The following is a 12,183-nucleotide window of genomic DNA, read 5'->3' on the forward strand; positions in this document are numbered from 1 at the left end:
GATCAGATCGCATAACTCGGACTGAGTTCCCTTCAAGTGATCTACTATTTGGCGAAGCTATTTAGAGTACAGGTTGTCGCTGTGTTAGCAGTAGGCAACCGCTCTATTGGCTGGAATAGCTTTGCTGAATAAATCGAATTTTTGTCGGATTGCCGGTTCAGATCGTTAGGTTGTACTTTAATAATTCTAGGTTCCTGCCAGATCCACGATGGAAAAATAAACGTTTTAAATCACCCACTCTTACTGTCTGAGTATCATTAAATGCCCATGTTTGTCATTCTGTGAATGTCGCTGTATTCGTCATACTTCAACCTGTTTGTGCATTAGCTGCGTTACCTGACACACTTCTCCCTAACGAGTCAGCGCATAGCGTTGTTAAAAATGCTAACGTTTTGTCATGCCACCCGGATTATTTTGGGCATAGGTGAAGTATGGCACAATAGTATAGGGTATGATAACGTTAGGAAAAGCGTCTGTGTTGTTCGCTATATTATGTGGTAGAAATAAACCACACCGAATATTGATGAACTTAATTATCAATAAAAATATCGAATTAATGCATTGCGGATATTATTTTAATTATTGTTAATAATCACTGCCAAGGATGAGAATGATGAGTTGGGATATATTTTTACAAGCGCATGAAGATGGCGGGGTTGGGTATTTTCCTCTATCGATTTTTTTTGAGTCATTCGGTACTGCTATTACCTATTCTAAGATAGAAGGAAATGGATGCTGTATCGTTTTAGAATACCACAATCCAGATGCGGAAAAATATAACATTGTACCAATCAGTAGCGCGGAAATTGATATTGAAATTGAACTTATTGACAATATCCAGATGCTATCTGCTTTTTCCGTGAATCGTCCACCGGGGCATGATGATTTTTGGCAAGGATTATGTAATATATTAAAAGTAACATCGTCTGCGCTTTTCTGGGGCGGTGATGGTAACTGTTTAGCTGTTGGGAGAGAAGAGACGATTAAACATCTTCCAGAGTCGATGATTGAGGCATTAGGTGCACCAACCGTTGTATCAAATTATCAAGATATTTTTAGAATGATACGATCGTGATGCGGATAAACCTCGTTGACGTTCTTCTTGACCGATTAAAGCCAGATTTGAATTGTTAAATCTGGCTTTAATCATCACTGTCAGGAGAAGAATATTCTTATTTCTGATCGCTATTTCACAATAACATCGCGGAAAGTAAAGCGTTGTTTCTGACCTGATTTTTGGTAGCCGATACGCACGAAGATACCTAAATTTTCGATGTAGGCATAATCACTGCTCATTGGCACGCCATCTCCACGGTTATCTGTACAAATGATTTCAAGATAACGCCCTGTGAACGCTGAACTCATATCTTTAGCATTGGACCATTTTTTATCAGCCTGACACTGCTGACTTGTTGATTTATTGTCGCTGCCCATGCTTTTCCATTGATATTCAGCCCCTTCTTTTGGGGGAAGGGAGAAGGTATTCTCGAGTTTTTGGCTAACAACGGGGGAGGGGGCGATGGAATCCCATTTCTTTAATTCAACAATATTAAATAAGCGTTGATGTTGTGTATAAAATGGAACACCACCAAGCGTTAATTTATCCAGCGTCAATGTTGTCCCATCCGGTTGACGAGCGATTATCGTGGCTGAGTGCATGCTAATATTCATTTCTTCGTCGTCGGGTGATACTTGAGTATAAGCCAGTTGCTGGAAGGCCTTAGGTTGGGGAGCATTGGCTAACGCTTTCTCAATGACCGTCGTTACTTCTTTGGCGAGAGGATAATTTTGTAAGTACGTAGGATCATTTTTTTCAAAATTGGGTAACGTGAGTTGATTATCCGCCAGTGCTTTTTCGCGAAGCATTAATGTCCCTGTGCTTTTAAGTTGATGAATATCGCGAATGGCACAAAGTTTTTTTGATATTTCAACCTTTTCTTGACCAAGGGGGATGAAATTATCTTCAGCCGTAGCTGTGTAGTCTGTAATCAATCCTTGGTTATCTATGAAATAACTGTTTATCTCTTTACCTTGGTTGTTTTTACAGTTCAGGATCATGTCCTGAATCTTGATAGAATATGGCGCGGCATATTTTTTATCTTTATAGGTTAAGGCATAGTCGGTTGCCAAACGTATTTTCAGGATTTCCCCTTCGCGTTTACTCTTGCTAACGTCAACAAAATATTGATCTTGTAAGTCATTTTTAATGGAAAGATCAACCCATTGCGGGGCTGGAATAGTTTGATGGCAAACATCCAATTCGGGCTTTGTCTTGAGTAAACTGTTTTCATCGGGCTCAAAAGGTACACCGGGGATGTAACGAAGAAGGGAGTTTGTCCCATAAACTCGAATATCCGATCGGGTTGATGAGGTCACTGTAGAAAATAATAGCGTTTTCTTATCCGTTGTACAGTCAGCGTTCAACCATGATTCGTTAACTTCGCCTGTGTACATTGCTATGCGATAAAGCACATTAATGCTTTTTCCTACCTGAACCGTGCTATCGGGGACCCAGTCTACGCTTTTTAACATTTCTTGTGGCGAGGGAAGGGCGAAAGCCGAGGAAGATAGCATCAACCCGACAGAAATTGCGGTTAACCGATTCATTTTTAATTCCTTTTCACTAACCCATAGACGCGAAGATGTTACCCGAAGAGTAAATTTGAAAGCCAGTCATTCATCCACTTCACAGTAATATACCCAATTTCAGGTGCACATACGCTGAGCGAGGGAGCCTGTGAAGGCGAGTTTCATTTGTCCCATTGAGTACAATAGGGTAAGTGTGGAACCTTTCCAGAATCCCTACTCTTTTTACGTAGCTGAACATTTGAGCAAGCTGAAAATGACGACGCTATTCCATCAATTAAAAAAGGATGTTTTCATCGAAAATCCTATGTTAGGGCGTTTTTGCCTAGAGGCATTGAATGTTTGCAACGACAGAGAGGGAAAGATATGAAAATTGAGAGTGGAGAAAATAACCTTTTTACGCATCGTTCTTCGATGGCTAATTCAACGGTTCAGACCGGTAGTCGAGCCTCGTTTGCTGCTATTTTGGCGGGGAAAACACAGGAAACGAGCGTAAATAACGCCCCTGCCTCTTCTGCTAAGACTAAGCAATACGATTTCACAAATATGACGCCACAAGAGCTGAATGAAACGGTCAATAGCCTGATTCAGAGTGGGCAGATGGATCTTGATGAATCATCATCACTATTGGGTTTTATGGCTCCAACGGCATTGTCTAAAGTTGTTTACGACGGCACTGCACCCGCTTCGCCACGCCAACCGATGAACGTGTTCTCCAAAATTCAAGAAGGCATTGATGGGGCGTTATCGCGTAATGAAAAGGCGAGCGCAGAAAGCCTGCAACGAGCTGCTGATGCTTTGCTTCGTTTTCAGGATAAAGCCGTAAAAGTTACTCTTTCCGCGTAATGAATAAGGCCAAATGTAACAATTTGGCGGCGAGTGCGATACACTTCGGCTATCTTATCAATGGAGTACGATAGCGAATCATTCGGCGTGAGCGTTAAACGAGTAGCCGCCTGGCTGGCCATTTTTTCTATGATGATGCTGTTTATTGCTCCTCTGATTTCAAAATCACTGGTGCAGTTATCAGCCTGTCAGGTATCGACTCACGCTATGCCTATGTCGCAGCAGCATCATGCCGCACATGAGCATGATGCATGCCATCACGGCGGTACGCCACATAATCTGATGATGTCTAGCGTTGGGCTTTCGCCGATGGAGGATATTGCCTGCGGATATTGCCAACTGTTGGTGCATTTGCCGCTTATTCTTTCGGTCGTATTGCCGCTGCTTTGGCTGCTATTGTCCGCTCACCGACCGACGTATTTCCCTGATTTTGTTTGCCCAACGTTATTCCGACCTTATTGCTCACAACGTGCTCGTGCGCCTCCTGAGGCGGTTTCTTTGTTTTGACTTTTTTTAATTAACGATATTTGTCGGCGTACTCCCTTATGGTCGAGCGATCTCCCCATAGGTGTTTTGCCGTGCGTCGTTATGGCATAAGAAACCGTAAGGCAACACGATGAAAAAAATTGAACTGATATACACGCCCGCCGCTTCTCTAGTGCTGGTGGCGTTATCTTCTTTACCTGTGATGGCACAGGGCGATCACGATCATTCCGCGTCTCACGCCACGCTAAATGAGGATGCCGTGATGGTGGTAACAGCCCCTGAAATTTCTCCGCTCACGCTGGTGACCTCACCGAAAACACCGCGCCAGCCAGTACCTGCCAGCGATGGTTCGGATTATCTGAAAACCATTCCTGGATTCTCACAAATACGCAACGGTGGAACGAATGGCGATCCTGTTTTCCGGGGTATGTTTGGATCACGACTGCGTATTCTTTCCAATAATGGTGAGATGTTGGGCGCCTGTCCGTCACGTATGGATGCACCGAGTTCGTACATCTCACCCGAAAGCTATGATCTGTTAACGTTAACCAAAGGGCCGCAGACCGTATTGTGGGGGGCGGGAAACTCAGCGGGAACCGTGCGGTTTGAGCGGACGCCGCCGCGTTTTAATGAGCCAGGAATACAGGGCAATGCCAGCGTGTTGGCGGCATCAAACGATCGTCATGATGAAAATGCCGATATTAGCTTCGGGAGTGAAGAGGGCTATGTTCGACTGATTGGTAATAAATCACAGTCGGGTGATTACAAAGATGGCGATGGAAAACGCGTGGCATCAAAGTGGGATAAATGGAATGCGGATGTGGCGCTCGGTTGGACGCCAGACAGCGATACCTTGTTGGAACTGACCGCAGGCAAAGGCGATGGGGAAGCACGCTACGCCGGACGTGGCATGGATGGTTCGCAATTTAAGCGTGAGAGTTTGGGTATCCGCGCCGAGAAATCAAATATAGGGAGCGTGTTCGAGAAGCTTGAGGCGAGTGCGTACTATAACTATGCCGACCACGTTATGGATAATTACACGCTGCGATCACCAAGCGGCATGGGGATGATGGGGATGCCTATGGCCAGTCAACTGGATAGAAAAACGGTTGGCGGACGGATGATGGCGACGTGGATATGGTCCGACTACGAGCTGAAAAGCGGAGCGGATATGCAAACGAATACGCATCGCCGCTGGCGAAATGATAGCTGGAAGAAAGATGCGCAATTTAACACCTATGGCGTCTTCAGCGAGCTCACCTGGCAGGCCACTGGTCAGAGTAAGGTCATAGGAGGAACGCGCCTTGATAAAACCAAGGTCGAGAATGACACGGGCACTGGTGCGAGCGAACGTCATGATACGTTGCCAGCAGGTTTTATCCGCGTTGAGCATACGCTGGCCGATAGCCCGATAATGCTGTACGCAGGTGTTGGTTACACCGAGCGTTTTCCTGACTATTGGGAGCTTTTCTCGCCGACCTACGGGCCAGGCAGAACGCAGAGTGCATTTGATCATGTTAAAACCGAGAAAACGACTCAGCTCGATATCGGCGCACAGTACAGCGGCGAACGACTGAACAGTTGGGTTTCTGCCTATGCGGGACGGGTTAATGATTTTATCCTGTTCCGCTATGATCCGATGAATGCCAGAGTCAGCGAGGCGGATAATGTTAATGCGACCATCATGGGGGGAGAAACGGGATTCAGCTATAAATTAACGGATAGCTGGAAAACGGACGCCAGTCTAGCGTATTCCTGGGCGAAGAATACCGATGACCATCGACCGCTACCGCAAATTCCGCCGCTGGAGGCGCGGTTGGGATTATCGTGGGAAAAAGGGAATTGGAGTAGCACGGGTTTGCTACGTCTGGTGAGTCAGCAAAATAGGGTCGCGATTAGCGAAGGTAATGTTGTCGGGAAAGACTTTGATAATAGTCCTGGCTTCGCGATTTTTTCGGCCAATGCGACGTATCGCGTCAACCAATACGTTAAATTGAGTACGGGTGTCGATAACCTATTTAACACCACTTACAACGAACACCTCAACCTTGCTGGTAATAGCAGTTTCGGTTATTCGGCCAACACGTCCGTAAATGAACCGGGTCGAACCTATTGGGCGAAGGTGAATGTCACCTTCTGATTCGTTGTAGCATTCGGATAAACTGCACCGTAATCATTCTCTGACGGATTACGGTGCGGTTCGGGTGGCGATACGCCGCGTGAAACATGCACTTTCATTCTCTCTGCGAAGATTAGTCTCAATTATTTCGACACATGCTGACAAATCCCGGGTGCTGAACTATTTTCATAAGTAATTATCACGTTACGGAGGTTGATATGGGATTTTGGCGCATCGTACTGACTATTCTTCTGCCACCGCTGGGCGTGTTATTGGGGAAAGGGATTGGTTGGGCATTTATTCTGAATATTATTTTGACGCTGTTAGGCTATTTTCCCGGTTTGGTGCATGCGTTTTGGGTGCAGACAAAAGACGATGGGATTTAATGGCTGAAAAAGCTGAACGACGATTGTGACGAAATAATGGGGAGGCATGTTGGCCTTCCCATTATTTTTTACGTACGTGCAAGATTGGCAATTAATAATAACCAATCAGTTTCCACCACACTAAGCCGACGATAAAGATCAGAGCGACGTTAAACGTGACGATGCAGAAATTGATTTTATAGAAACGGTGGCGTTCAAAATATCCCTGAGCAAAGTAGATAGGGCCGGGGCCGCCACCGTATTCGGTATTTCCCCACATCAGGTTACTAAAAATCCCAAAACAGATGGCGACCATCATGGGCGGTGCGCCTGCGGCTATGGCGGTAGCGGCGAAGGGCGCATAAAGCGCGGCGACGTGACCAGAGGCGGTAGCAAACAGATAATGCACATAGATATAGAGAATGCCGAGAATAACAAAGGTTTCCATCGCGCCGAAGCCCTGTATGGAATTACCCAGCTTGACGGTCATCCACTTAATGAAGCCAAGGTCAGACAGCCCCGCGGCGAGGCTGATAATGACGCTGAACCAGATTACAGTATCCCAGGCTGCGCGATCGCTTAGAACCTCTTTCCACTGGACGGCCTGAGTGACGAACAGATAGGCAACTAGTGCCAGCCCGACGGATGTAGCAGAGAAGCCCGTGATTAGGCTGGTGCCCCAGCCAAGCAGCGCAAGCACAAAGCCAAACGCCACTTTTTTCTCTGCCGATTTCATGTTCCCCAATTCCGTCAGTGACCGGCGTCCCATCTCCTTGGCTTCTGGCGTTTTTTTCAATTCCGGGTTCAGTATTTTGTAGACCAGCAATGGCATCAGACAGAAGCAGCACATGGCTGGCACGACAGCCGCAATAAACCAGCCGCCCCAGGTAATATCCACGCCTAATGAGGTTTTTGCCAGGCTGCCAACGAGCGGGTTGGCGGCCATGCCAGTGAGGAAAATCGCGCCAGTGATCGGCGTAAACTGAAAGCAGACCATGATCAGAAAATCCCCGATCTTTTTACCGCTAACGCCGGGTGTTGAGCCTAATACTTCATTAATTGAACGTGCGATGGGAAAGATAATTCCGCCCGAACGCGCGGTGACGGATGGCATGGCAGGCGCCATGATCAGGTCGGATACGCCCAGTGAATAAGCGATCCCCAAACTGCTTCCACCGAATAGCGACAGCATTTTGTAGGCGATACGTTTTCCCAACCCGGATGTGACAAAGCCCAGCGAGAGGATATAGGCGCAGAAGATGAGCCAGACGGTGCCGCTGGAAAAACCGGCTAGTGCTTTCGCTTCTGTTAATGTTCCCGTGAAAATGGTGATGCAAAGGACAAGTAGCATAATCGCGCCCGATGGCAGAGGCTGCGTCAATATCGCTGCGATAGTGGCGGCAAAAATCGCAAACATATGCCATGCCTGTGGCGTAAGGCCATCAGGAACCGGAGAAAACCAGATAATCAGGCCCAGCAGGAGAGGAATAATAACCGCGACTATTTTTTTCTTGGTGGAGGATTCGGATGACATAGCGTCTCCTTAATCGTGCAAGCAATGGTTATCCGCCATCGTTCCCGGCAACAGAGAGCCTGCCCAGACGCGTTATTATCTTGCGTCTGGGGGATATCGATCTCAGCCTGTGAATTAGGGAGATACCGGATAATTACCGGTGATGACTATTTTCTTTCCGTTTTATTTACTACCTGATCAACCATTTGAGGGGCACTCCCCAAGTAATTGACGGGGTTGGTCAGGTCTTCGATTAATTTGGGATCGAGGCGACTGGCGACGCTTGGCATTGCATTGAGAACATCGGCCAGCGTGCCGCCTTTCTCATTTACGATACGGCAGGCATCGTAGACGATGTCATGCGCTTCCTGACGACCAATATACGGTGCCAGCCCCATCATCACGGCTTCTGCCACAATCAGGCCATTGGTCATATTGAGGTTTTTCAGCATCATCTTCTCATCAACAATGAGACCATTTAGCATGAACTTAGCCTGATGAAGTGCGCCCGCGGAGAGAATGAAACTTTCCGGGATGGCGATCCACTCTGCATGCCAAGGGCCTGTGGCGCGTTCCAGATCTTGCACCATCGCATCCAGCATTAACCCAGCCTGTTGGCGAACGCCTTTAGAACAGGCCAGCATTAGCTCGCTGGAAATGGGGTTACGCTTTTGCGGCATGGTGCTGCTGGCTCCACGGCCTTTGACAAACGGTTCATACAGTTCGCCGAATTCGTTGGAGGCCATCAGCATGACGTCATAGCCAATTTTCCCTAGCGAACCGGTGATGACTGCCAGCAGGTTGACGGCTTCGGCAAAGCCATCACGAGCCACATGCCAGGTTGAGGTTGGTACGCCCAGACCCAGTTCTGCCATCAGTGCTTTTTGCACCGCGAGTCCTTTGTCACCCAGTGAGGCCAATGTTCCAGCGGCACCCGCGAACTCACCCACCAGCACGCGAGGGCGCAGTTGGGCGAGGCGCTCGGCATGACGGTCAAACATATCCAGCCAGATGGCCGCTTTGTAGCCGAAGGTAATCGGTAGTGCCTGTTGTAAATGAGTACGCCCAGCCATTGGCGTATTACGGTAACGCACGGCCAGTCCGGCCAAAATAGAACGCAGTGCCTCGATGTCAGCTTCAATTAACGCGAATGCATCACGGATTTGCAGCACTACGGCGGTATCCATAATGTCCTGAGTCGTTGCGCCCCAGTGAACATAACCGCCAGATTGACCAGCCTGCTTGGAAATCTGGTGCACCAGCGGCAGGATAGGGTAGCCCACAATTTCTGTTTCGTGGCGCAGTAGCTCAAAATCGAGTGTGTCGGCGTTACAGCGGGCTGTGATTTCTGCAGCAGCCTCTTCTGGAATCACGCCACAACGCGCTTGCGCATTGGCCAGTGCGATCTCTACTTCCACATATTTACGAATAAGTTCCCGGTCATCGAAGATCGCCCGCATTTCCGGGGTACCAAATGAATCACGGAATAGAACTGAATCAAGCACATTCGAAGCCATAACGCCTCCTGAAGCGGATGTATTGGTGATAAGATGCAGACCATATCCGCGATAAGATGAAGCGTGCTTACCTTGATGAGCGGCATGGCCTGAAAAATCAAATATACGGACATGTTTAAATGTCCGGACATGTTGTATTTATAACATCATGTCCGGACAAGTTAGGGAAGCAGTGAAATGTTATTTTGTGATGCAGGGCATCAATATTGATTAAGAGCGTGAGCCGATGAAAGAACCCTTGTATAAGCGCATTGCCCGTGAACTCAGCCAGAATATTACGCTAGGCCAGTATCCGGCGGGTTCGTTGATCCCCTCCGAGCTGGAACTCTGTGAGCAGTATCAGGTTAGCCGTCACACCGTTAGGGAGGCGCTGCGCGATCTCACGGAGGCGGGTTTGCTATCCCGTCGCAAGGGGGTGGGTTCCGTTGTTGTCGATAATGATGAAAAGCGGGAACGCAATCATCCTCTGGCTAGCCTTGAGGATCTGTTCGTGCTGGCAAAAACCAACCTGCGCGTAGTGAAGAAGATTGATGAAGTCGTGGCGGATGTTGAGCTGGCACAGATTATCGGTGGCAAGCCGGGCGACCGCTGGCTGCATATTGCCAGTATTCGTGAAGACAGCCAGAAAAAGGACTCCCCGATATGCTGGACTGATAGCTACGTTAGCCCGGATTATGCCAAGGTCAAAAGTCTGGTACGCAGCGATCCGTTTGCTTTGATTAGCGATTTGATTGAAAAGCATTACGGCGTGCAGGGGGAAGAAGTACGTCAGACGATTTCTGCCGTTGGCGTTCCAGCCAAAATAGCGAAAACGCTGGGTGTTGACGTCGGTTACCCGGCATTAAAAATCGTACGTCATTATCTTGATCGCTCGGGAAATGTCTTTGAAACCACGGTATCGATCCATCCGGCAGACCGATATACCTGTTCCATTACGCTGAAGCGCCAAACGGGCAACCGAACGTAATCCGCTTGATGCCTTCGTGAAGTCTGTTGGTTTCCCGTCTACACGTGCCTGCGTGAATAACGCAGGCACAACCCTTGTTGTTCGTGTTTCTGTTGTCATTGCTGTTGTTACGCACGCACTACCTGATTGCGTCCTTGCTGTTTGGCCTGATAAAGCGCGATATCGGCGCGGTTTATCAGCATGCTGAGTGTTTCACCAGCCCGATATTCAGCAACACCACAACTAACGGTCACCTGAATGGTTCCTTCACGGTAGGGAAGGTGGGCTATTTCTATACTCTGGCGTAGTGCCTCGGCGCGCTGTTGGGCGGCGTTGATATCGCAATCATCGAGCAGAATAACGAACTCTTCACCTCCCCAACGGCAGGACTGATCGCTGGAGCGGGTATTGGTGGACAAGAGAGCGGAAATTTCTTGTAAAACCAGATCTCCCACATTGTGCCCATACTGGTCATTGATTTTCTTGAAGTGATCAATATCAATGAGAAGAATGGAAAGCGATTTGTGCTGTAAGGCACTTTTCGTACCAAGACGATGGAATAAATAATCAAATGCCTGACGGTTCATGAGGCCGGTTAATTTATCCGTTGTCGCCATTTGTTCTAGGCGGCGTTGGTATCCGCCAATGGTCAGCCACAGCAGAAATAAGAAAAGGACACTGACGAACGTGCTGATACCCAGGTTTTTTAGCAGCGTGGAGAACAGTCGCTTTTCACTGGGGTGGCTGATTTGTTCTACCATCAAATACCAACCGAATTCGGGGAGTAGTCGGGTGTTAAGGAAAATATGCTCCCCGTTTGATTGATATTCATAAGCGCCACCGGGAGCGGTTAGGATCATGGTCGCAATATTGCTCAACCCCGGTTGTTGCTGGATCTTGAGCGGACGGCGATAGGTTTCGCTATGTAAGGTAATGTTGCCTTCCTTATCAACGAAATAGATCGTTCGGTTATAGCGTTGCTCATATTTATCAATGAGGTGTTTAACCCGCTCCACGGGAATACCTACGCCAGTAATACCGATAAAATTGCCGTCATAATCCACGACTTTGTGATTGATTAAAATATCAAGGCGCGTGCGATTCTCAGGATCGAACGAGATATTGATGGCATAAGGCATCTCGTCCGATAGCGTTCGGTGTTGAAAATACCACTGATCGTCTGGTGAATCCTCTGAGACGGTTTTCAGGATGCGTAGTGGGTCGTAGTAGCGCTTGGATTTATCAGAAATGAAGAAAGAAAATACGGTATCGAAGCGACGATCGATTTCTCGCAGGTAGCGAAACATGGCTTGCGGATCGTTTTCATCGTTTAGCACCCAGTCGCGTAAAAAGGTATCGTGTGCCATCAGCGACGAAATAAAGATAGGTTTTAACAAGTCTTGTTGGATTTCTGAATAGACGTTATCACTGGTCAGCGGCAGGGTATTTTCTTCAATTTCTTCTTCCAGTGATTCCTTAGCCACTTCATAACTGGTCCAACTGATAACGAGAAAGGCGGCGAGCAGCATGGAGCCAAGTATTATGATTGCGCGCGTTTTGTCCAGCCAGCGTGCATTATTGATGAATCCAGTCTGCAAAATAATCTCCCCAGAGAACCCTTTATGAGGTAGGTGAATAAACCTCTGTTTTCACCTAAAAATAGTGGTGCAACATTTTACTGGAATGACGGTGTGGCACAATCGGGTGAGTGAATCACTGACGCATCGGGTTCAGTATAGTGGTTCCGCGGTGGAAGTATTAGAGCGGATTGCTGAAACGTCAGGCTTTGGATTGTGGACGTGCCT

The 12,183-nt window shown here is 47.7% G+C and carries 10 protein-coding genes; 6 read left to right on the forward strand and 4 right to left on the reverse strand.

What is annotated here, in order from left to right; genetic code table 11:
- Positions 1 to 610: 610 nt before the first annotated feature.
- The gene (locus tag A7983_RS15910; protein WP_005972924.1) at positions 611 to 1,075 is read left to right on the forward strand and encodes a hypothetical protein; all 465 of its coding nucleotides are present in this window, start codon (positions 611 to 613) and stop codon (positions 1,073 to 1,075) included.
- Positions 1,076 to 1,185: 110 nt separating this feature from the next.
- On the opposite strand, the gene A7983_RS15915 is transcribed toward A7983_RS15910, so the two are convergent.
- Positions 1,186 to 2,607: a hypothetical protein gene (locus tag A7983_RS15915; protein ID WP_005972915.1), complete on the reverse strand. Its 1,422-nt coding sequence runs from the start codon at positions 2,605 to 2,607 to the stop codon at positions 1,186 to 1,188.
- A gap of 345 nt (positions 2,608 to 2,952) precedes the next feature.
- Between A7983_RS15915 and A7983_RS15925 the strand changes: the two genes are divergently transcribed.
- From A7983_RS15925 to A7983_RS15940, 4 genes are all read left to right on the forward strand, one after another.
- Positions 2,953 to 3,432 carry a hypothetical protein gene (locus tag A7983_RS15925; RefSeq protein WP_005972910.1) on the forward strand — a complete coding sequence of 160 codons (480 nt, stop codon included), beginning with the start codon at positions 2,953 to 2,955 and terminating at the stop codon, positions 3,430 to 3,432.
- An 87-nt stretch (positions 3,433 to 3,519) separates the two neighbouring features.
- On the forward strand, positions 3,520 to 3,939 hold the full coding sequence (locus A7983_RS15930; RefSeq protein ID WP_235778023.1) for a DUF2946 domain-containing protein: 420 nt from the start codon (positions 3,520 to 3,522) through the stop codon (positions 3,937 to 3,939).
- Positions 3,940 to 4,048: 109 nt separating this feature from the next.
- The gene (locus tag A7983_RS15935) at positions 4,049 to 6,058 is read left to right on the forward strand and encodes a TonB-dependent copper receptor (RefSeq protein WP_005972904.1); all 2,010 of its coding nucleotides are present in this window, start codon (positions 4,049 to 4,051) and stop codon (positions 6,056 to 6,058) included.
- 197 nt (positions 6,059 to 6,255) lie between these two features.
- Positions 6,256 to 6,423, forward strand: coding sequence for a YqaE/Pmp3 family membrane protein (locus tag A7983_RS15940; protein ID WP_005972902.1), 168 nt, complete (start codon positions 6,256 to 6,258; stop codon positions 6,421 to 6,423).
- A 91-nt stretch (positions 6,424 to 6,514) separates the two neighbouring features.
- Here the strand turns inward: A7983_RS15940 and A7983_RS15945 are convergent, their stop codons facing one another.
- Both A7983_RS15945 and A7983_RS15950 read right to left on the reverse strand, forming a co-directional pair.
- A complete protein-coding gene (locus tag A7983_RS15945; protein WP_005972900.1) occupies positions 6,515 to 7,936 on the reverse strand; it encodes a DASS family sodium-coupled anion symporter in 1,422 nt (473 codons plus the stop codon).
- Between the two features lie 146 nt (positions 7,937 to 8,082).
- Positions 8,083 to 9,432: a class-II fumarase/aspartase family protein gene (locus A7983_RS15950; RefSeq protein ID WP_005972898.1), complete on the reverse strand. Its 1,350-nt coding sequence runs from the start codon at positions 9,430 to 9,432 to the stop codon at positions 8,083 to 8,085.
- Between the two features lie 226 nt (positions 9,433 to 9,658).
- Between A7983_RS15950 and A7983_RS15955 the strand changes: the two genes are divergently transcribed.
- Positions 9,659 to 10,399, forward strand: a complete 741-nt coding sequence (locus A7983_RS15955; protein WP_005972896.1) for a GntR family transcriptional regulator — start codon at positions 9,659 to 9,661, stop codon at positions 10,397 to 10,399.
- Positions 10,400 to 10,506: 107 nt separating this feature from the next.
- Here the strand turns inward: A7983_RS15955 and A7983_RS15960 are convergent, their stop codons facing one another.
- Entirely contained in the window at positions 10,507 to 11,976 is a 1,470-nt protein-coding gene (locus A7983_RS15960; protein ID WP_005972893.1) for a sensor domain-containing diguanylate cyclase, read from the reverse strand.
- Positions 11,977 to 12,183 lie beyond the last annotated feature (207 nt).

Origin of the sequence: Pectobacterium wasabiae CFBP 3304 (assembly GCF_001742185.1) — a bacterium.
Lineage (GTDB): Bacteria > Pseudomonadota > Gammaproteobacteria > Enterobacterales > Enterobacteriaceae > Pectobacterium > Pectobacterium wasabiae.

Excerpts from the sequence above, each read along its gene's own strand:
- A7983_RS15915 (WP_005972915.1), bottom strand. The coding sequence starts at position 2,607 with ATGAATCGGTTAACCGCAATTTCTGTCGGGTTGATGCTATCTTCCTCG.
- A7983_RS15925 (WP_005972910.1), top strand. The coding sequence starts at position 2,953 with ATGAAAATTGAGAGTGGAGAAAATAACCTTTTTACGCATCGTTCTTCG.
- A7983_RS15950 (WP_005972898.1), bottom strand. The coding sequence starts at position 9,432 with ATGGCTTCGAATGTGCTTGATTCAGTTCTATTCCGTGATTCATTTGGT.
- A7983_RS15910 (WP_005972924.1), top strand. The coding sequence starts at position 611 with ATGATGAGTTGGGATATATTTTTACAAGCGCATGAAGATGGCGGGGTT.
- A7983_RS15945 (WP_005972900.1), bottom strand. The coding sequence starts at position 7,936 with ATGTCATCCGAATCCTCCACCAAGAAAAAAATAGTCGCGGTTATTATT.
- A7983_RS15940 (WP_005972902.1), top strand. The coding sequence starts at position 6,256 with ATGGGATTTTGGCGCATCGTACTGACTATTCTTCTGCCACCGCTGGGC.
- A7983_RS15935 (WP_005972904.1), top strand. The coding sequence starts at position 4,049 with ATGAAAAAAATTGAACTGATATACACGCCCGCCGCTTCTCTAGTGCTG.
- A7983_RS15955 (WP_005972896.1), top strand. The coding sequence starts at position 9,659 with ATGAAAGAACCCTTGTATAAGCGCATTGCCCGTGAACTCAGCCAGAAT.